Genomic DNA, 18,998 nt, shown 5'->3' on the forward strand with positions numbered 1-18,998 from the left:
CCTTATTTAGTCAGCTCCAGAAACTGTGCTTCCAGGGTGCGGTGGCGCAGCTCCAGGCCAGCCAGAATGATGCCCTGCGCGAACAGAGCCCGGTTTAGGTCGGCGGGGGAGTGGCCGGGGGCCAGTACGGCGCTGATGGTGCCGGCGGGCTCGGCCTTCACATCCGACACCCATGCGAGTTGGCTCAGGGCTTGCAGCAGGGCGGCGGGCGGCACGTCGGGGGCTACGCGCACGGCCACCCGGTCGGTGGCGGCCAGAATGCTGCTTACGGGGCCGGCCACGCGCAGCTCGCCGCGCTGCAGCACCGCCACGTGGGTGCAGACTTTCTCAATCTCATCGAGCAGATGGCTGGCGATGATGATGGTTTTGCCCTCGGCCGCCAGCCGCTGAATCAGCTCGCGCACCTCGGCAATGCCTTGGGGGTCGAGGCCGTTGGTGGGCTCGTCGAGCACCAGCACTTCGGGGTTGCCGAGCAGGGTAGAGGCTAGGGCCAGCCGCTGCTTCATACCCAGTGAAAAGCTCCGGAAAGCATCATGCTGACGGTCTTTGAGGTTCACCAGCGCCAGCGCTGTATCCACGGAGGCCGGGTCAGCGTGCTTGACGTCGGCGGCCAGCAGCAGGTTCTGGCGGGCCGAGAGGTAGGGGAAAAAGTTGGGCGTTTCGAGTAGAGCGCCCACGCGCCGCTTGCTCTGCGAGGAAAGCGGCTGCCCGAACCAGCGTACCGCGCCGCCGCTGGCCTGCAGCACGCCCAGCGCCAAGCCCAGCGTGGTGGTTTTGCCGCTGCCATTCGGCCCCAGCAGTCCATACACGCTGCCGGCCTCAATCTGCAGCGTAAGCCCGCGCAGCGCCTGCGTGCCGCCGTAGCTCTTGGAAAGATTATCGAGTTCGAGAATCATCTGGGAATTATGAAGAGTAGGAAGCCTGTCATTGCGAGCAACGCGAAGCAATCCGTCCTGGGCAACAAAGAAAGCCCTGTTAACTCACAAAGCCCTGACGTTAGCTCATGCGAGGGCGTAGTGGGTCAACAGGGCTTTTTACATTTCAGAGGACGGATTGCTTCGCGTTGCTCGCAATGACAGCGTTTAGTCAATCACCCTCGCTATCGGATAGCGCAGGTGCGACTTTTCGTAATGCGGTGACTGGCGGTACACCCAATCCAGTTGGGCCGCGCCGCTTTGGGCAAATACGGCATTCTGCGCCTTCAGCTTTTCCAAGCGCGCCCGCAGGGCCGGGTCCTGGCGCAGCAGCTCGGTGGCAATATCCTCGAACACATAGTCCGAGAAGTACTCCTTTTGCTGCAAGATGCTGTCGAAAAAGCCCCAAGCGAAGAATGAGTCGGTGGCTTGGGGCTCCAGCGCTTCTATAAGGTAGCGCGCGGCGGGCTGTTGGGTGGTAGCCACAAAGTCGCCGGCGCGAAAGGTGCGGGGCTGCTGCTCGGTGCGCAGCTCCACGGCCGTGTGCACGTAGTGGCCCTCGTAGGGGCGCGGGCCGGTTTTGTAGTCGGCAATGTAGTAGGTTTCGGCGGTGAGGGTAGTATCCTGAGTGAGCGTGCGGAGCTGCACGCCCGAGAGGCGCAGGCGCTCCAACACCTCGCCCCAGGCCTGCGGAATGATATAGGCCGCGGGCCGCGTCACGCTCACCGAGGGCCGGAACGTGTTATAGTAAGGCACGGAGCGCGTGTAGGGCTTGGTGCGGTCATAAAAAAGGCGCGGCTGCCCGCTCACGGCGCTGGGCTGCAGGCGGCCCTCGTAGCCCCGAAAAGTTATTTTTTCGGCCTGCGTGGTGTCCAGCCGCCAGGCCAGCGGGAAGGTGGTTTGGGTGCGCAGTTGGGCCTGGGCGGTGGCGCGGGCCTGGGCCAGCACGGCGGCCTGGGCGTGCACGGTGCGCACCATCAAATCCAAAAAGTCATACTGGGCCCGCACCCGCGGCGCGTAGGCTTTCAGCATGTGGGTTTCGGTGATAACGCCGATGGTATTGAACAAGGTGGTGTAGCCGGTGGCGTAGCGCGGCGTTTCCAGAAAGCCCACCAGGCCGCGGGCATCGGGCGTGCGGCCCTCAAAATCCACGTAGGGCGTCATGATGGTTTTGCGCCGGGCCATGCCGTCGTACAGCGCGGGCAGCAGGCTTTGCTGCAGATACTGGCCCAGCACCGGGTGCAGCTTGTCTTTCTGCGTGGCAATGAGCGTCATGGTATATTGATAATCAGCGCCATCGGAAGTGTGCGTATCCACGAACACATCGGGCTGCCAGCGCTGAAACAGCTGGGCGAAGCTGCGGGCATTGCGCGAGTCCTGCTTGAGGTAGTCGCGGTTCAGGTCGAGGTTGCGGGCGTTGCCGCGAAAGCCGTACTCCTCGGGGCCGTTCTGGTTGGCGCGAGTGGTGCTGTTGCGGCTGAGCATGCCATCCACATTGTAAGCCGGTATCACGACCAGCGTCACGTTTTCGAGCTGGCGGCGCAGCTCCTTTTTCTGCACGTAGTCGCGCACCAGGGCCATGCAGGCATCAATGCCCTCCGGCTCGCCGGGATGAATGCCGTTTTGAATGAACACCACGCGGCGGTTTTTGCCGCGCACCGAGGCCGGCTCCGCGTCGCCATCCAACGACACGATGACTTCGTGCAGGGGCTCGCCGCAGTCGGTGGGGCCGGCCGCGCGCATCGTTATTTCGGGGTATGACGCATCCAGCTTCCGGTAGTAGGCCAGGCACTCGGCGTAGGTGGCCGTAGTGTTGCCGTTGCCCTTCTCAAAGGGCGTGCGCCAGTCGTCTTTGGGCGCGGGCGCGGCCAGCAGCAGCGCTGAAAGCAGAAATGAAAACATGTTTTAATTCTGAATTATAAATTAGGAATTCTGAATCGATACTGAACGGGCTCAAAACCAGCCAACGAGCCGTGATAGGGGCTGCCGGTTCAGATTTTCAATTCATAATTCAACATTCAGAATTCAGAATTTCCTTAATAAAGCCGGCGGCGGGGCGGAAACAGCACCTGGTCGAGGCTGAGGCGGCCGGGGCCGATGAGCAGCAGACCCAGAAACAGAATGGCCGATTCCAGCGCGTGGGAGTAGGAGCCGAAGTCGTCGCCGTTGGTCAGATGCATGATGGTGGCCATGAGCATGGTGCTGAGCAGCAACCCGCAGGCTACGCGAAAAAACAGCCCTAGCGCCAGCAGCTGGCCGCCCACGGCCTCGGCAACGGCCGCCATAAAGCCCCAAAAGGCCGGGGCGAAGTTCAGGCCGATGGCTTTCATGGCGCCGCCCACCTGCGTCCACTGTTCAGGGCCGCCCATCAGCTTAGGGTAGCCATGAATGGTGAACATCACGCCGATACCGATGCGCAACAGCAGCAGGCCGAGGTCGTGCGTGCGGTAGCGGTTTTCAAACAGAGTCATACAGAAAAGAGCCCGGTTGAGTGCTGAGAGAAGATGAATCCGGGTATAGTAATATCCCCGCCGCCACCAAAGTACAGGAAATAACGCGGATTGCAGCACTATATGTTGAGCGACAATTATTCCGTAGCTCAGTGGCGGCCTGCGGCCGTCGTAAGCGCCCGGCTTGCGTACCTTTAGGCCGTTGCTGTTCACCTAAACCCCCGCTGCCGTGGCTGCCAAACCCCGTAAACCGCTGATTCTGATTTCCAACGACGACGGCATCACGGCCCCCGGCATTGCCACGCTCGTGCGCGTGATGCGGCGCATCGGCGAGGTGGTGGTGGTAGCGCCCAACTCGCCCCAGTCGGGCATGGGCCACGCCATCACCATCGGCTCATCCTTGCGCCTCGACCCCAGCACTATCTTCGAGGGCATTGAGGCCTACGAGTGCAGCGGCACGCCCGCCGACTGCGTGAAGCTGGCCAAGCATTTTGTGCTCAAAGACCGCCGCCCCGATATCGTGGTGTCGGGCATCAATCATGGGTCCAACTCGTCGGTGAACGTGCTGTACTCGGGCACCATGTCGGCGGCCATCGAGGCGGCCATCGAGGGGCTGCCCGCCATCGGCTTCTCGCTCTGCGACTACGGCCACCTGGCCGATTTCTCGCACACCGAAGAGTGGATTGAGCACCTCACGCGCCAGGCCCTGAAAAACGGCATTCCGGCCGGTACAGCCCTGAACGTCAACATTCCCAAGAAATCGGCCCACCCGATAAAAGGGGCGCGCCTGTGCCGGCAGGCCCGAGCCAAGTGGCAGGAGAATTTCGACCTGCGCTACGACCCGCACCAGCGCCCGTACTACTGGCTGATCGGCAACTTCGTGAACGAGGACCAGGGCGAAGACACCGACGAGGTGGCGCTGGCCAACAACTACATTTCGATCGTGCCCTGCCAGTTCGACCTAACGGCCCTGCACGGCCTAGCCGAAATGAACGAAAGCTGGACCCTGGATCTGGCCGGCCGCAAGCCCGCCACCAACCCGGTGCACGAGGAAACCGCTACCGATAAGCCACTGGGCCAGAAACGGAAAAAAGCCGTCAAGAAATAAGCTTGGGCGGCATTTGTCCTGCTGAGCTTGTCGAAGCATCTCTCCCGCTTCGTTGCAACGGTAACCTAAGCCCCTCCCTTTTGGGGAGGGGTACAACGAAGCGGGAGAGATGCTTCGACAAGCTCAGCAGTACCCGTTTCAATATATGCTTCAAGCCCAGTACTGTTTCCTGGCTGCTCAGGCCCTTTTCCTCCTTTTCCTTGCTGCTCCCCATGCCTAAAAATCGATTTTTCCTGCTTCTGCTGGCACTGCTGCTGCCCGTGAGCCTGCTGCTGGCCACCCAGCCGCCGCGCGGCACCAAGAAGAAAACCACCGTGTACATCGTGCGCCACGCCGAAAAGGACCTCACGCCCGGCCTCACCGACCCGCCCCTGACGGCTGCCGGCGAACAGCGGGCGCTGGCATTGCGCCAGCAGCTGCAGCGCCGCCGTGTGGCCGCCATCTTCACCACCGATACCCGCCGCACCCGCGCCACCGCCGCGCCCCTGGCCGAGGCCCTAAACCTGACGCCGCAGGTGTACGACGCCAAAAACCTGCCCGCGCTGGCCACTCGCATCCGGCAGGAATACGCCGGCCGTGCGGTGCTGGTAGTGGGCCATTCCAACACCCTGCTGGAAACCGCCGAGGCGCTGGGAGCCACCCGCCCCGTGCCCACGGTGGCCGATGCGGAGTATGATTATCTGCTGGAAGTGAAGCTGCCCGCCACGGGCGCGGCCACGGCCACCGCCCGGCGCTACGGCGTGGCTTCGGCTCAATCGGCGGTTAAACCAGTGCTTAAATAAGGCGTTACCTTAGCGCGTTGCCGAAAGCCCTCCGTTGCTTGCCGGCTCGCTTTTTTGTTGGTTTTTTTCGCTGAATATCATTTGCTTATGCGCTTATTTCTTTGTCGCGGGCTGCTGCTTGCGGGCTTTGGCTTGCTGACTTTTGCGGCCCAGGCCCAGACCGCGGCTCCCACCAAAACGGACTCCATCAACATTCGCCGCCTCTACGACGAAGCCTTGCTGCGCGGCCAGAGCTACGACAACCTGCGCCACCTAACCGGCCGCATCGGTGCCCGGCTCAGCGGCTCGCCCCAGGCCCAGCAGGCCGTGGACTGGGGCAAGCTGACTATGGAAAAGCTGGGCCTCGACCGGGTGTATCTGCAGGAAGTGATGGTGCCGCACTGGGTGCGGGGCGCGAAGGAAAAGGGCGAAATCAAGCCCGCCAAAGGCAAGGGTATTGAGTTGAACGTGTGTGCTTTGGGTGGCTCAGTGGGCACCGGCGGCAAGCTGCGGGCCGGGGTGGTGGAGGTGAAAACCTGGGCCGAGCTGGCCGCGCTGCCGGCCGAGAAAGTGAAGGGCAAATTTGTGTTCTTCAACCGGCCCATGAACCCGACCTACGTCGAAACCGGCCGGGCCTACGGCGAGGCCGGCGACCAGCGCCGCAATGGGGCCATAGAGGCCGCCAAACGGGGCGCGGTGGGGGCCCTGGTTCGTTCGCTCACGCTGGCCCACGACGACTTTCCGCACACGGGCACCATGCGCTACGACGAGCAGGTAGCCAAGCTGCCCGCCGCCGCCCTCAGCACCAACGGTGCCGACCAGCTCAGCCAGCTTCTCAAAGCCGACCCCGGCCTGACCTTCGAGCTGGAAATGAGCTGCGAAACCCTGCCCGAAGTGAAATCCTACAACGTGGTAGGCGAAATTACCGGCTCCAAATACCCGGCGGAAATCATCACGGTGGGCGGCCACCTCGACTCCTGGGACCTGGGCCAGGGTGCCCACGACGACGGCACCGGCTGCGTGCAGAGCATGGAAGTATTGCGCCTGCTCAAGGCCACCGGCCTGCGCCCCGAGCGCACCGTGCGGGCCGTGCTCTTTATGAATGAGGAAAATGGCGTGCGCGGCGGCGAAAAATACGCCGCCCTGGCCAAAGCTACCGGCGAAAAGCACCTGGCCGCTATGGAGTCCGACGGCGGCGGCTTCACACCCCGCGGCTTCAGCATTGAGGCCCCCGCGGCCGTGGTGCAGCACATGCAGCAATGGCAGCCGTTGTTCGTGCCCTACTTTAGTGGTGCGTTCGAGGCCGGCCACGCCGGCACCGACATCGGCCCGCTGAAAGATCAGGCCAAAGCCCTGATCGGCTACCGCTGCGACTCGCAGCGCTACTTCGACCTGCACCACACCGCCGCTGACACCTTCGACAAAGTGAACCGCCGCGAGCTGGAACTGGGCGGCGCCAGTATGGCCAGCCTGATTTATCTGCTGAGCAAATACGGGCTGTAAGCCCTGGCCATACCGGGCCAGCATGCCTGTACTGCCTGGCTTAAGACACACCTATTCAGCCCAGCTTGCAGAACAGCCGCAGCGCGGCGACAGGTTTGTAGAGAATCGCGCATGAACTGATTCAAAAGCCGCGTAGCGGTGACAGAACCGCCCGAACGACTCTGTCACCGCTACGCGGCTTGTTCGTTTTCTACAACCAGATGCTACAAACCTGTCGCCGCGCTGCGGCTGTTCTGCAAGCTGGGTTCCGCTATACTTCATCTGGAAAGCCTGGCGAAATGGGCGCGATGCTTCGATAAGCTTAGGCAGAACAACAGAATGACTCATTCCCCGAAATCGGCCAAGGAAGTGAAACCGCTGTTTTTCGTGGCCATCGTGCCGCCGGAACCGGTGCTGGCCCAGGTGTGGGCGCTGAAACAGCAGGTGCACCAGCGCACCGGCAGCCGCAATGCCGTGCGCCTGCCGCCCCACATCACCCTGCTGCCGCCCACCCGCCAGCCCGCCGAATTTGAGGCCCCCTGCCGCGCGGTACTGCAGGATTTTGCCGCCACTCGGTCGCCTTTCGGCATAAGCTTGGAGAATTTCGGTTGGTTTGGCAGCCGTACGCTTTTTGTGCGCGTGCTAGAGTGCCCCGCTCTGCCCCAGCTACATGCTGACCTGTTGGCCTTCTGCGCCCAACAATTGCCCGAAGTCTCGTCGGAAAACCGCCCCTTCACGCCCCACATGACCCTGGCCACCCGCGACCTGCCCGCCGACCAGGTACCGGCGCTTCAGCAGGAATTTGCAGCCCGCACTTTTGCCGCCACCTTCGAGGCCCGCGCCCTCACCCTGTTCCGTCACGATGGCCAGCACTGGCACGCCGTCGCCGACTTCCCACTAGGCATCTAGGCCCGTCAGCACTCTGCGAATCTCAGCGAAACCTCCGCGCACCCCTGCGGGAACCAACCTGCGCGTCGTACCTTTCGCTTTTCATAGCCGCTGCTGCTTTGTTGTCTTTTACTGATCTGAAAATCTGCGCCCCGCGGCTCGTATTGGCTGGCATTCTGCTGTTTATTAGCAGTGCGGCCCAGGCCCGGCAAGGCCCACCCGCGGCCTACTGGGTGCTGCTGCGCGATAAAGCCGGCACACATCTGGATGCCGCCCGCTACCTTTCCGCGCCCGCCCAAGCCCGTCGCCAGCGCCAGCACCTGCCGCCCTGCGACAGCACCGATTTCCCCGTGCGCCCCGACTACGTGCGCCAGATCCGGGCCCTGACCGACACCGTGACGCTGGTCAGTCGCTGGTTTAATGCCGTGGCCTGCCGCGCTACGCCGGCCCAGGCCGCTGCGCTGCGCCGGCTGCCCGGCGTGCGGGCCGTAGAGCTGCGCCCCGCCGCCCCGCTCACGCCCGCCAGCCAGCGCCCGGCCCCGGCCGATTGGGAACTATCGGCCGCCGACCGGCAGCTGGCCCAGCGCCAAACCGGCAGCTTGGGCGGCCCCATTTTCCAGCGGGCCGGCCTCACCGGCAAAGGCCTGCGCATCGCCATTTTCGACGTGGGCTTTATCCGGGCCGACCAGCATCCGGCTTTCCTCCAGCTTTTTGCCGAGAAGCGCGTGGTGCTCACCCACGATTTTGTCCGCAATCAGCCCAACGTGTTTGTGGGCGGCTCGCACGGCACGGAGGTGCTTTCCTGCCTTGCCGGCCGCCTGCCCGATGGCACGCCGCTGGGCCTGGCTCCGGAGGCTGAGTTTCTGCTGGCCCGCACCGAACGAAATCTGCGCGAACTGTATGCCGAGGAGGAAGCTTGGCTGGCTGCCGCCGAATGGGCCGACCGCAACGGCGCCGACATTATCAACTCGTCCCTGGGCTACACCGCCCGCCGCTATTTCCCGGAGCAGATGAACGGCCGCACCAGTCTGGTGGCCCGCGCTGCCGAGCTGGCCGTGCGCAAGGGCATGCTGGTGGTGAATGCCGCCGGCAACGACGGCGACGACGAAACCTGGCGCACCATCGGCACGCCCGCCGACGGCGACTCGGTGCTGGCCGTGGGGGGCCTCGACCCCGACACGTATCTGCACGTACCCTTCAGCAGCTACGGCCCCAGCGCCGACCGCCGCCTGAAGCCCAACGTGGTGGCTTTCGGCCGGGTGCTGGCCGCCGCGCCGGAGGGGTATTCGGTGGTAGAGGGTACTTCGTTTGCCAGTCCGCTGCTGGCGGGCTTCGCGGCCTGCGCTTGGCAGCAGGAGCGGGGCCTGAGCGTGATGCAGCTGTTTCAGAAAATCCAGCAGTCGGCCGACCTGTACCCGTATTTCGACTACGCCCACGGCTACGGCACCCCCCAGGCCCGCTACTTCCTGCCCGACAAAACCCCGCTGCCCACGCCCGCTACCTTCGACATAACGCGCCACGACAGCATTCTGACGGTACTCATCCGGCCCGAAGCAGCACAAGTGGCCGCCTATCAGCTGCCACTCTACGCGGACTCGGCGGCCGGGCCTGCCACTGCCGAAAAGGCTGCCAGCCTGCCCGCCCTGGGTCGCGAGGCGCCGGTGCCGCTACTTAGCGAAACCGCACGGGCCGCGCCGCCCGGCCCCGCCGGCTCCCCATCGCTGCCAGCCCACCCCGAGTATTTGTACTGGCACATAGCCGACCGCCGCAACGTGCTGCGCAGCTATGAAGTGCGCGAGGTGAGCCAGCGGGCCATCCTGCGCCTGCCGCTGCGCCGCTTGCAGCCCGGCGACACGCTGCGGGTGCAGTATCGGGGCTTCACCCAAAGCTACTCCGCCCAATGAGGCCGCTGATTCTGCCCGTCCTGCTGGGCGCCCTGCTGAGCTTTTTCGCGCCTGCCTCCGTGCTGGCCCAGCGCGTACTGCTGCGCGAAAACGTGGCCGACGACACGGTGCGCTCCACCTTCGGCCCCAACCGTGCCTTCTACAATCATGCGTACCTGAGCTACGGCCTGGTGGCGGGGCCAGCGGGTGGCGCGGGCGCGGCGCTGCGCTACGGCCGCTCGGCGGAGGTGCAGCTGGGGCTGCGCAACAAGTGGCGCATCAGCCAGCCGCTGGCCCTAGGTCTGGATGTGCGCTATGCCCGCCCGGTGTACCACCTGGCCCAGACCGGACAAAAAACGGTGCCGAATGCCGTGCTGCATCGCCGGGAATATCTTGCCCTGCCCCAGGCACAGACCGAGGCGTTTGTGCGGCTCAGCTACGGCCGGCGCGGCAACGCCATCGGCCGCTACGTGGATGCGCTGGGCTGGGGCGGCTGGGTTATCAGCTCGGTGCATCATTATGAGGATGGAGCGTCCAACGGCGCCAAAAAAGTGCAGACCTCGGAGCGGGGCCTCGCCTACGTGAACCGCTGGACCTACGGCGCGGGCGCCCGCCTGGGCTCGGGTCGCTACGCGCTGGTCGGCCGCTACCGTCTCTCCCATGTATTCCGCCCCGGCACCCAGCCCCGCTACCCGGAACTGCCCCGCTGGCTGCTGGGTCTGGAACTAAGCTGGTTGTAAGTGAGCTGGTAAGCTGACGTTTAGTATGCGCTACCTGCGCCATCAGAACATCAACTCACTATTTTACCATCTCTCTATTTCACTATTCCAGTATCTCACTATTTCACTATCGCGCCGGGAAACCCTGGGGCTATTTTTGATGTACATGCTTTGGCCCTCCCGGCCCAGCTTAAAACCTCTGGAAAACGGCTCCGTCTATGCGGGGTAGCAGAGGTTTTGTATTTTGCCGAACTGATAAGACGATGGTTGCCTACCCCTCAATGAAAAAGACAGTACTTTTTGCCGTTTCTGCCGCCGTACTCCTCCAGCTTACTTCGTGTCTGAACACGGAGCGCGAAGTGGGCACGTCCCGCAATGCCGACCGCGTGTATACGCCGCCTACTACCACAGCGCGCGTGAGTGACCGTACGGTGCTGAACACGGTGCGGGCGTCGCACTACTTCTCCAATACCAAGGCCAAGGATAATTTCATTCTGCAGCTGCAGGGCCCGAAAATCATGAACGGGCAGGCCCGGTTCATCATTGTGAGCAGCACCGGCGACACGCTACGTAAAGAGGTGATGCCTGCCACCGCGCTGCTCGATGAGCGCCAGCTCGACGATCCGCAGGCCGCCACCGTGCGCGACAAGGAAATTGCCATCCTGCGCGGCATGAACAGCTTTTTTGCTGAAGACCGCTTCGTGCAGCCCGCCGTGAGCAAAACCGCCACCCAGCCCGGTGAAGTGGATGCCGAATCCTGGACCTCCGTGAAGGCTGACTCCCGCGCCGTGGGCTTCGACTACGTGACGGCCGCCGGCAAAGAGCGCCGCATTGCCTTCGACAAAAAGCAGCAAAAAGCCGTCGTGGTGGCCGAGTAGCCGCTTCTGGTTCCGACATAGCAAAAGCCCCAACGGACTACCGTCGGGGCTTTTGCTATGTCAAAGGATTTTTCCTGAACAAGAAAACGGCGCGGCCTTCCTGCGAAAGCTGCGCCGTATTCGATCCAATCACCTGGGCGAAAGGTCGATGGAACTGCATGAAGAACAAATGAACGCCGGCTGCTAGCCGCGGGGCGCGGCGGCTGGCTTCAGCCAGCCTACCAGTCCCGCCCCGTTGCGCACCAGTCGAAAACCGCCGAATTCGCCCAGCACGGCCACCTGGCTGCGGGCCGGCAGCGTATCCAGGGCTGCTGCGCCGGCCTGGGGGCGCGTGTATAAGTCGGCGGCCGCGAGCAGCGACTCCCGGCGCAATGGTTCGGCGGCCACCGCCTGGGCCGCTACGTAGCCCATCTGCCCGTCGGGCTGCTCTACCCGATACCAATTGGCCTGGCTGCCCACCACAAACAGGGGCGTGTGACGGGCCAGCGCGGCGGCCCGCGGGGCCTGGGCGGTGGGGCTATGACGCAGGCTCGTTTGCTTGTCCTTCACCCGCACCCAATGGCCCAGCCGCTCGGGTTTAGTGGCCGGAGCCGCCGGCTCGGGATCGGCGCGGCGCAGGGAGGGGAAAGGGTCTATGGCACCCCAGCCGCCGCGGTAGATGCCGAAGTGCAGGTGGGGCACGGTCGTGCGGGCATTGCCGGTATTGCCGACCAGGCCCAGCGTATCGCCCATTTTTACCAGCTGGCCGGGCGCTACCAGCTGCTTATCGAGGTGGGCGTAGTAGAGGTGCTGGCCGTGCGCGGCATCGGCCAGCCACACCACTTTGCCGCCCCGCGGGGTTTCGCCGGTGCGCGTAATCAGGCCGCTGGCGGCGGCCACCACGGGCGTGCCGCGCCGGGCAAAAATATCGACGCCCTCGTGGCGGCGGGCGCCGTTGTCGCGGTCGGCGCCCCAGAAGCTACCCACGGCCACGTCGTTTTTGCCCCGCACCGGGAAGCCCAGCGACGGCGCCCGCCGGATGCTGAGCGTGTAGCGGCCGGTGCGCAGCAGTGCGGGCTGCACGCGCAGCAGGTGCTGGCGGTCGGCCTCGGCGAAGTAGCTGAATGACAGCGCGGCCGTATCGGCGGAGGCCACGGGGTGGGGCGCGGCACGGTCAGGGCTCAGCTCGAAGGCATCAAGGAAGACGTGGGCTTCGGTGCCGGGGGCCAGGGTGAGGCGGATGTTGATCTGCTCGCCGGCCCGCACAGCGTAGCGGTAGGCGGCGGCAGTGGCGCGGTCGGCGCGGAAAAAGCCGGTTTCCTGGAAGGGGAGGGCCACCGTGAGCGAATCGCGCAGGGCGCGGTCGGCGGCGGCGAGCCAGTCGCGGCCTAGCGCGGTTTCGTCGAGGTGGGCCTGGCGCAGGCGACGGGCGTATTCCTGGTGGGCGGTGCTTTTCTGGAAGATGCCCTGCAGGGTTTGTTGTTTGCCGCAGGCAGTGAAGAGAAATATGAACAGGAGTAGGCGGAAGGACAAACGAATAGCGGTCATTGCACGAAGTTTATACAGCTGGATAAACCCGGTTTGGGGGCGGGTGGTTCGTTTGGAGCCGGGCGGCCGGCAAGCTGGCTCAGAAAGCCGTATTATTGGCCGATCCTTCGCGCTGCTGCTCTTTTTTATTATGTTTTCGGCTACTCGTATTCAATCTATTCGCAAAAGCAAAGGCCTTTCGCAGGAGCTGCTGGCCGAGCAATCGGGCGTGAGCCTGCGCACCATTCAGCGGGTGGAGCAAGGCGAAACCATGCCGCGCGGCTACACGCTGCAGGCCCTGGCCGCCGCGCTGGGCGTAGAGCTGGAGGCGTTTCGGCCCGCGCCGGAGCCGGTGCTGCAGCCGGCGCCGGAGCCGGCGCCCATCCGGCGTGCCGAAAGCCAACTGGCCCCCGCGGCCCCGGTGGCGCTGGTGGTGCGGCGCGTCGCCCCGGCCCTGCGCCCCGACCCCGACTTTGTGCAGCTGCTCAACCTGAGCGCGCTGAGCTTTCTGGCCCTGCCGTTTCTGAACATTGTGGTGCCGCTGCTGCTGTGGCGGGGCCGCCGCCATACCATCATTGATGTGGCGGCGGTGGGCCGCCGGGTGCTGGGCTTCCAGGTGCTGTGGCAGGCGGGGTGCGCCGTGGCCTACCTGCTGCTGGCGCTGGGGCAGCTAGTGGCCAGCCACTACTTCCACACGGTATGGCGGGGCGGCTACGTGGTGGTATTTGCCCTGAGCTATGGGCTGAACGTGGCCGCCATTGGGCACGCGGCCTGGCAGCTGCGGCGCGGCGAGCGGAACGTGTACCCGGTTCGGCTGTAATTAATCATCTTGAATTTCAGGTTTTTATAGCATTGGCGGGCAAGTGGCGGCAAAATGACGCAGGCCCGAAGGCCCGGGCGAGGTAGGTTTGAGGCATCAATCACCCCAATTAATCCGCCCTATGAAACGGCTCCCCAAAATCCTGCTGACGCTGTTGGCGCTGTTCGTGCTGAGCAGCATCGGCGGCTATTTTTACTTCCGCAAGAAATTTCAGGCCCCGGCCAATCAGCTGGTAGTAACGGGGCTGCCCGGCACCACGCCGTTTGTGTGGAAGGCCGATAGCAGCACCACGCCCGTGACGGCTCAGGCCGCGCTGCTACTGCCCGTGCGGCTGCCCGGCTGCCCGCGCACCTGCTACCTGCAGTTCGATACCGGCGCGCCCACGTCCCTGCTCTACGCCAACCCGCTGGCCGCGCTGCGCACCCGCTACCCGGCCACCCGCGCGGCCCTGCTGGTGCAGGCCGATACCCTCCACAACTTCACGTTTGCGCTGGGCGCGGGCAAGGTGCGGGCCCGCCGGCTGCGCGTCATTCGGCACGGCCTGAGCGAGCTGCCCGCCGATACCACCCGCCCGCTGATCATCGGCACGCTGGGAGCCGATGTGCTCGACGGCCGCGCCCTCGCGCTCGACTTTGCCCGTCGGCAATTCAGCCTCTACGATAGTCTGCCCGCGGCGCTGGCCCGGCCGGCCACCTTCGCTCCGCTGCTGTTTGCCGAGCGCCGCGTGCAGTTTACCACCACCGTGCAGGGCCAGCCCAAGCAATTGCTGTTCGACTCCGGCAGCAGCGCGTTTGCCCTGCTCACCAGCAAAACCATTTTTGGGGAGCTGGCCCGGCCCGGCGCGCCGGTGAAGCAGGCCGCCGTCAATTCGCTGAACCGGGTGCTGACTTCGTACACGGCCCCCACGGCCGCTACGGTAGCCGTAGGGGCGGTGGCCGTGCCGCTGGGCACCGTTACGCACATCGAGGGCACCAGCTTCGTGGAGCGAAACCTGATGCGCTTTTCGGGGATGGGCGGGATGCTCGGCAACGCGCCCTTTCTGGACCGCACCCTGATTCTGGACGTGCGCGGTGGCCGGTTTGGCGTGCTGCGGTAGGCCGGATGCCGGAAATTTCCTTCATAGAGACTGGGGGCTGGACTGGGCGTTGGAAAAATAGCTGACGGCTGACCAGCCCCCGAACCGATGGGGAAGAAATTGGCGGTGAGCAAAACGGGTTACTTTTGCCCCGCCTACCCAACTGTTCCCGCTTATGAAGCTCATCGAATGCCCCCGCGACGCCATGCAGGGCCTAACCGAGTTTATCCCGACGGCCACCAAAACCGCCTACCTGCAGGCCCTGCTGGCCGTGGGCTTCGACACGCTGGACTTCGGCTCGTTCGTGTCACCGAAGGCCATTCCGCAGCTGCGCGACACGGCCGAGGTGCTGGCGGGGCTGGACCTGAGCCAGACCAAAACCCAGCTGCTGGCCATCGTGGCGAACCTGCGCGGGGCCGAAACGGCCGCGCTGCACCCCGAAATCCGGTACATCGGCTTCCCGCTGTCGGTGTCCGAGACGTTTCAGCAGCGCAATACCAATAAGAGCATCATCGAAGCCTTGGCTGAGCTGGCGCAGATGCAGAACCTGTGCGAAAAGTCCGGCAAAACGCTGGTAACGTATCTTTCGATGGGTTTCGGCAACCCCTACGGCGACCCGTGGAACCCGGAAGTAGTGGCCGAATTCACCCAGACGCTGGCGGACATGGGCGTGGGCATCGTGGCGCTGTCGGATACCATCGGGGCCTCCACGCCGGCTACCATCGCGCCGCTGTTTGGCCAGCTGATTCCGGCTTTTCCCGGCATTGAGTTTGGGGCCCACCTGCACACCACGCCCACCAGTTGGCGCGAGAAAGTGGAAGCCGCCTACCAGGCCGGCTGCCGCCGCTTCGACGGCGCCATCGGTGGCTTCGGCGGCTGCCCCATGGCCACCGACGTGCTAACCGGGAATATGGCTACCGAGAATATGGTGGCGTATTTTCGGGAACAGGGGGAGGAGCTGGGGCTGGATATGGCGGCGCTGGGCGAGGCGCAGCGGTTGGCCGGGGGCGTGTTTCATTTTTAGGGGAATGTCCTGTAAATCGTCGGTTGTTCCTCCCACTCACCTGTCATCCTGAGCTTGCGAAGGACCTTATGCTAGTTAAACGACACTCGTAACAACGACTCGTTTCTATCCCATAAGGTCCTTCGCTCTGCTCAGGATGACAGGATAAATAAGAATCTCCCATGCCTACTCCGCAAGTCGATCTGTTCATTCCCTGCTTCGTTGATCAGCTTTTTCCCGACACCGCCATGAACATGGTGAAGGTGCTCGAAAAGCTGGGCTGCGCGGTACATTACAACGCCAACCAGACCTGTTGCGGGCAGCCGGCCTATAATGCCGGCTACAAGACCGAAAGCTGCGAGGTAGCCACCAAGTTTCTCAACGATTTTCCTTCGGCCGAGGGCCACTACATCGTGAGCCCGTCGGCTTCGTGCGTGGGTATGGTGCGCAATGCGTATGCCGGGCTGTTTGAGGGCAGCGCCGACCAGGGCCGCTACCACGGCGTGCAGCGCCGCATCTTCGAGCTGACCGAGTTCATCGTGGACGTGCTGGGTGTGCCGAGCATTGCGGGGGCGCGGCTGGCCGGCAAATACACCTACCACGACTCCTGCTCCGCGCTGCGGGAGTGCGGCATCCGGGCGGCCCCGCGCCAGCTGCTGGATGCCGTGCAGGGGCTGGAGCGCCTGGAAATGGCCGAAACCGAAACCTGCTGCGGCTTCGGTGGCACCTTCGCCGTGAAGTTCGAGGCCATTTCGGTGGCCATGGCCGAGCAGAAAGTGGAGCACGCCCTGGCTACCGGTGCCGACTACCTCATCAGCACCGACACGAGCTGCCTGATGCACTTGGACGCGTATATCCGGAGGGAGAAAAAGCCGATTAAAACCCTGCACGTGGCTGATGTGCTGGCGAGCGGGTGGTAGATTTTCAGTTGTAAAAAGTCCCAGCATTTGTAAAAATGTCGAGACTTTTTGCTTTTTCAAGGCCCCGCTTACTTTCTTATTTGACGGCCGTGCGGTACATCACATCGGAGCGCAGCACGTATTTTACTCCCTGCGTGACTTCGCTGCCTTCGTGGTAAAGATTGTGCAGAAAAACCAGCGCCATGCCCTACCGGGGCTGAATGCGCAGCCCCCGAAACGTAGTGTCGCCGCCCTGAAAATTGTCATTCAGGTAGACCATAAAGGTGAAGTAGCTCGCCTCCTGCGCATTGCGAATATAGCTCTCATCGAAATGGCCTTTGAACTGGTGCCCACGCTGGTAGCGGTAAAACCGGAACAGTTCATTGAGGCCAATGGGAGTGCTGTTGCCCAGCTGGCCGGGCACGAATGGCTGGAGTTTTCCCCAAAGCGTTTGGGCCAGCTCTTCGCTGCGGTAGAATCCCCGGTTGTTGTTGCGGATGTCAGTTCGCACCTTACTTCCGGCTGCCGTATTGACTTTGGCTAGCTCGTAGCCAATCTTTTCACTGAGCACAATATTCTCTAGGCATTGCTGCCGGGTCAGAAAATCAGCTATGGTGAAAATTGAGTCGGCGACTTGAGTAAGATGCATATTTTTAGAGTTTTATAAATTTCTGTTAATCCGCTCCTTTAGCCCTTCCGAAGCCTCCAGCAGCGGCAGGCGCACAGCGGCGGCGCAGATTCCCTGGGCTTCGAGCACGGCTTTCACGCCCACGGGGTTGCTTTCCTCATACATCAGCGGATTCAGGTCCAGGAACCCGAACAGCAGCCGGGTGGCCGTGGCGAAATCGCCGGCCAGGGCGGCGCGGGTCAGGTCGCTCATGCGCTGGGGGTAGGCATTGCCGAGCACGCTGATGACCCCGGCGGCCCCGAAGGAAATCATGGGGGCGGTGAGCATGTCGTCGCCGCTGATAAGCAGGAAACCTTCGGGCTTGCGGGCGGCAATGGCCATGCACTGCTCCAGGTTGCCGCTGGCTTCCTTGATGCCGATAATGTTGGGGTGCTGGGCCAGGCGCAGCGTGGTGTCGGCGGTGAGGTTGGAGCTGGTGCGGCCGGGCACGTTGTAGAGCAGAATCGGCCGTGGGCTCACCTCGGCCAGGCGCAGGTAGTGCTGAATGATGCCCTGCTGGCTGGGCTTGCTGTAGGCCGGCGAGGCCGACAGAATGGCGTCGATGCCCTCCAGATCGGTGGTGCGCAGCAGGGTTTCGAGGCCGGCCGTGTCGTTGCCGCCGATGCCGTAGACCAGCGGCACGCGGCCGGCCACGTGCTCTTTGCACACCCGCAGAATTTCGGTTTTTTCGTCGGCCGTTACCGTCGGCGACTCGCCGGTGGTGCCGTTGATGACGAGGTATTCAACCCCGCCCTCGATGCAGGAATCGAGCAGGCGGCGCAGGGCCGGGTAGTCTACGGCGTGTTCGGGGGCGGGAGTGAAGGGCGTGATGAGGGCGATGCCGGTGCCACGGAGTTTGTCCATGCGGGAATTAAGCTGTTGTTTTGTAGGCGGAAACGTCGGGCAAAGGTACACAGCTGCCTGTCACGACGGTTCCGGCCGTCTTTGTCCTTTCAAAAGTACCCGGTTGGCCTCTTGCCGACCCTATTTCTCCATGATTTTGTTGCGCACTCCCCTTTTTGTTACGGCCGCAGCCCTGGCCGCCAGCACGCTTTTCACTTCCTGCGATACCAAGCCCGCCACGGCTTCCGAAGCCGTAGGTAGCCCCGCCGCCACCGCCGAAGCCGTGGCCGCCGACTCGGCCGGCAAGCCCGTGACTTCGGGCACCGTCGCCACCACGGCCGCCGAAGCCAACGCCACGCCCGCCCCGGACCCCAAGAGCATTGCGGCCGGCAGCATGGCCGACGCGGCCACCATCACGGCCCGCCCGCAGGTGCCCATTCTGTGCTACCACCAGATCCGCAACTGGCGGCCCAAGGACTCGAAAGGGGCCAAGGACTACATCGTGCCCGAGCAGGCGTTCAAGGATCAGATCAAGATGCTGGCCGATTCGGGCTACCACACCATCCTGCCCGATCAGCTCTACGCCTACCTCACCACGGGCGCGAAGCTGCCGAGCAAGCCCATCATGCTCACCTTCGACGACACCGACCTCGACCAGTTCACGGTGGCCCGCCCCACGCTCGATAAGTACGGCTACAAGGCCGTGTACTTCATTATGACCGTGAGCCTGGGCCGCCCAAACTATATGAGCAAGGCGCAGGTGAAGCAGCTTTCGGACGAGGGCAACGTCATCGGCTCGCACACCTGGGACCACCACAACGTGAAGAAATACCAGGGTCAGGACTGGGTGACGCAGATTGAGAAGCCGACCAAGACGCTGGAGGAAATCACGGGCAAGAAGATCAACTACTTTGCCTATCCCTTCGGCCTGTGGAACCAGCAGGCCATTCCGGAGCTGAAGAAGCGCGGCTTTGTGGGCGCCTTCATCCTGGCCGAGAAGCGCGACCCGATTGACCCGCTGTTCACCATCCGCCGCATTATCGCCAGCGGCTACTGGAGCCCGCGCACGCTGCACAACAGCATCGTGCAGAGCTTCTAAGCC

Annotated in this window: 18 protein-coding genes; 12 read left to right on the top strand and 6 right to left on the bottom strand. The window is 63.5% G+C overall.

The window, feature by feature from the left end; translation table 11 throughout:
- Positions 1-2: 2 nt before the first annotated feature.
- The 3 genes from BUB62_RS13975 to BUB62_RS13985 all read right to left on the bottom strand — a co-directional run bounded on the left by BUB62_RS13975 (position 3) and on the right by BUB62_RS13985 (position 3,385).
- A complete protein-coding gene (locus BUB62_RS13975) occupies positions 3-896 on the bottom strand; it encodes an ABC transporter ATP-binding protein (protein ID WP_073111084.1) in 894 nt (297 codons plus the stop codon).
- A gap of 186 nt (positions 897-1,082) precedes the next feature.
- Entirely contained in the window at positions 1,083-2,816 is a 1,734-nt protein-coding gene (locus BUB62_RS13980) for a M14 family metallopeptidase (RefSeq protein ID WP_073111085.1), read from the bottom strand.
- Positions 2,817-2,950: 134 nt separating this feature from the next.
- A complete protein-coding gene (locus BUB62_RS13985; protein WP_073111087.1) occupies positions 2,951-3,385 on the bottom strand; it encodes a DoxX family protein in 435 nt (144 codons plus the stop codon).
- Between the two features lie 208 nt (positions 3,386-3,593).
- Between BUB62_RS13985 and surE the strand changes: the two genes are divergently transcribed.
- From surE to BUB62_RS14020, 7 genes are all read left to right on the top strand, one after another.
- Complete coding sequence (gene surE / locus BUB62_RS13990) at positions 3,594-4,472, top strand: 5'/3'-nucleotidase SurE (RefSeq protein WP_084539073.1); 879 nt, start codon at positions 3,594-3,596, stop codon at positions 4,470-4,472.
- Positions 4,473-4,684: 212 nt separating this feature from the next.
- Positions 4,685-5,254 carry a histidine phosphatase family protein gene (locus BUB62_RS13995; protein WP_073111089.1) on the top strand — a complete coding sequence of 190 codons (570 nt, stop codon included), beginning with the start codon at positions 4,685-4,687 and terminating at the stop codon, positions 5,252-5,254.
- An 87-nt stretch (positions 5,255-5,341) separates the two neighbouring features.
- Positions 5,342-6,736 (top strand): M28 family peptidase, encoded by a 1,395-nt coding sequence (locus BUB62_RS14000; protein ID WP_073111090.1) that lies wholly within the window; start codon positions 5,342-5,344, stop codon positions 6,734-6,736.
- Between the two features lie 318 nt (positions 6,737-7,054).
- Complete coding sequence (locus tag BUB62_RS14005; RefSeq protein WP_073111092.1) at positions 7,055-7,624, top strand: 2'-5' RNA ligase family protein; 570 nt, start codon at positions 7,055-7,057, stop codon at positions 7,622-7,624.
- A gap of 98 nt (positions 7,625-7,722) precedes the next feature.
- Positions 7,723-9,507 carry a S8 family serine peptidase gene (locus tag BUB62_RS14010; RefSeq protein ID WP_143164184.1) on the top strand — a complete coding sequence of 595 codons (1,785 nt, stop codon included), beginning with the start codon at positions 7,723-7,725 and terminating at the stop codon, positions 9,505-9,507.
- A complete protein-coding gene (locus BUB62_RS14015) occupies positions 9,504-10,226 on the top strand; it encodes a hypothetical protein (RefSeq protein ID WP_073111095.1) in 723 nt (240 codons plus the stop codon). The genes BUB62_RS14010 and BUB62_RS14015 overlap by 4 nt, the downstream gene beginning before the upstream one ends.
- A gap of 260 nt (positions 10,227-10,486) precedes the next feature.
- Complete coding sequence (locus tag BUB62_RS14020; RefSeq protein ID WP_073111097.1) at positions 10,487-11,083, top strand: hypothetical protein; 597 nt, start codon at positions 10,487-10,489, stop codon at positions 11,081-11,083.
- A 183-nt stretch (positions 11,084-11,266) separates the two neighbouring features.
- Here the strand turns inward: BUB62_RS14020 and BUB62_RS14025 are convergent, their stop codons facing one another.
- Positions 11,267-12,610 carry a M23 family metallopeptidase gene (locus BUB62_RS14025; RefSeq protein ID WP_073111099.1) on the bottom strand — a complete coding sequence of 448 codons (1,344 nt, stop codon included), beginning with the start codon at positions 12,608-12,610 and terminating at the stop codon, positions 11,267-11,269.
- 130 nt (positions 12,611-12,740) lie between these two features.
- Between BUB62_RS14025 and BUB62_RS19350 the strand changes: the two genes are divergently transcribed.
- The 4 genes from BUB62_RS19350 (at position 12,741) to BUB62_RS14045 (ending at position 16,407) form a co-directional block, all read left to right on the top strand.
- The gene (locus BUB62_RS19350; RefSeq protein ID WP_073111101.1) at positions 12,741-13,409 is read left to right on the top strand and encodes a helix-turn-helix domain-containing protein; all 669 of its coding nucleotides are present in this window, start codon (positions 12,741-12,743) and stop codon (positions 13,407-13,409) included.
- Positions 13,410-13,530: 121 nt separating this feature from the next.
- Positions 13,531-14,505, top strand: coding sequence for a hypothetical protein (locus BUB62_RS14035; protein WP_073111103.1), 975 nt, complete (start codon positions 13,531-13,533; stop codon positions 14,503-14,505).
- A 154-nt stretch (positions 14,506-14,659) separates the two neighbouring features.
- Entirely contained in the window at positions 14,660-15,508 is an 849-nt protein-coding gene (locus tag BUB62_RS14040) for a hydroxymethylglutaryl-CoA lyase (protein ID WP_073111106.1), read from the top strand.
- A 161-nt stretch (positions 15,509-15,669) separates the two neighbouring features.
- Positions 15,670-16,407 carry a (Fe-S)-binding protein gene (locus BUB62_RS14045; RefSeq protein ID WP_073111108.1) on the top strand — a complete coding sequence of 246 codons (738 nt, stop codon included), beginning with the start codon at positions 15,670-15,672 and terminating at the stop codon, positions 16,405-16,407.
- A gap of 187 nt (positions 16,408-16,594) precedes the next feature.
- Here the strand turns inward: BUB62_RS14045 and BUB62_RS19430 are convergent, their stop codons facing one another.
- Positions 16,595-17,035 carry a 2OG-Fe(II) oxygenase family protein gene (locus BUB62_RS19430; RefSeq protein ID WP_200799933.1) on the bottom strand — a complete coding sequence of 147 codons (441 nt, stop codon included), beginning with the start codon at positions 17,033-17,035 and terminating at the stop codon, positions 16,595-16,597.
- A 12-nt stretch (positions 17,036-17,047) separates the two neighbouring features.
- Complete coding sequence (gene dapA / locus BUB62_RS14055; RefSeq protein ID WP_073111109.1) at positions 17,048-17,917, bottom strand: 4-hydroxy-tetrahydrodipicolinate synthase; 870 nt, start codon at positions 17,915-17,917, stop codon at positions 17,048-17,050.
- A 130-nt stretch (positions 17,918-18,047) separates the two neighbouring features.
- On the opposite strand from dapA, the gene BUB62_RS14060 reads away from it, so the two are divergent.
- Positions 18,048-18,995 carry a polysaccharide deacetylase family protein gene (locus BUB62_RS14060; protein WP_073111111.1) on the top strand — a complete coding sequence of 316 codons (948 nt, stop codon included), beginning with the start codon at positions 18,048-18,050 and terminating at the stop codon, positions 18,993-18,995.
- The last annotated feature ends 3 nt before the right edge of the window (positions 18,996-18,998 follow it).

This window comes from Hymenobacter daecheongensis DSM 21074 (assembly GCF_900141805.1).
Taxonomy (GTDB): Bacteria; Bacteroidota; Bacteroidia; order Cytophagales; family Hymenobacteraceae; genus Hymenobacter; species Hymenobacter daecheongensis.

Coding starts and splice junctions, on each gene's coding strand:
- BUB62_RS19350 (WP_073111101.1), top strand. CDS start 12,741: ATGTTTTCGGCTACTCGTATTCAATCTATTCGCAAAAGCAAAGGCCTT.
- BUB62_RS14015 (WP_073111095.1), top strand. CDS start 9,504: ATGAGGCCGCTGATTCTGCCCGTCCTGCTGGGCGCCCTGCTGAGCTTT.
- BUB62_RS13980 (WP_073111085.1), bottom strand. CDS start 2,816: ATGTTTTCATTTCTGCTTTCAGCGCTGCTGCTGGCCGCGCCCGCGCCC.
- BUB62_RS14035 (WP_073111103.1), top strand. CDS start 13,531: ATGAAACGGCTCCCCAAAATCCTGCTGACGCTGTTGGCGCTGTTCGTG.
- BUB62_RS13995 (WP_073111089.1), top strand. CDS start 4,685: ATGCCTAAAAATCGATTTTTCCTGCTTCTGCTGGCACTGCTGCTGCCC.
- BUB62_RS14020 (WP_073111097.1), top strand. CDS start 10,487: ATGAAAAAGACAGTACTTTTTGCCGTTTCTGCCGCCGTACTCCTCCAG.
- BUB62_RS14060 (WP_073111111.1), top strand. CDS start 18,048: ATGATTTTGTTGCGCACTCCCCTTTTTGTTACGGCCGCAGCCCTGGCC.
- BUB62_RS13985 (WP_073111087.1), bottom strand. CDS start 3,385: ATGACTCTGTTTGAAAACCGCTACCGCACGCACGACCTCGGCCTGCTG.
- BUB62_RS13975 (WP_073111084.1), bottom strand. CDS start 896: ATGATTCTCGAACTCGATAATCTTTCCAAGAGCTACGGCGGCACGCAG.
- dapA (WP_073111109.1), bottom strand. CDS start 17,917: ATGGACAAACTCCGTGGCACCGGCATCGCCCTCATCACGCCCTTCACT.
- BUB62_RS19430 (WP_200799933.1), bottom strand. CDS start 17,035: ATGCATCTTACTCAAGTCGCCGACTCAATTTTCACCATAGCTGATTTT.
- BUB62_RS14040 (WP_073111106.1), top strand. CDS start 14,660: ATGAAGCTCATCGAATGCCCCCGCGACGCCATGCAGGGCCTAACCGAG.
- BUB62_RS14045 (WP_073111108.1), top strand. CDS start 15,670: ATGCCTACTCCGCAAGTCGATCTGTTCATTCCCTGCTTCGTTGATCAG.
- BUB62_RS14005 (WP_073111092.1), top strand. CDS start 7,055: ATGACTCATTCCCCGAAATCGGCCAAGGAAGTGAAACCGCTGTTTTTC.
- BUB62_RS14025 (WP_073111099.1), bottom strand. CDS start 12,610: ATGACCGCTATTCGTTTGTCCTTCCGCCTACTCCTGTTCATATTTCTC.
- BUB62_RS14000 (WP_073111090.1), top strand. CDS start 5,342: ATGCGCTTATTTCTTTGTCGCGGGCTGCTGCTTGCGGGCTTTGGCTTG.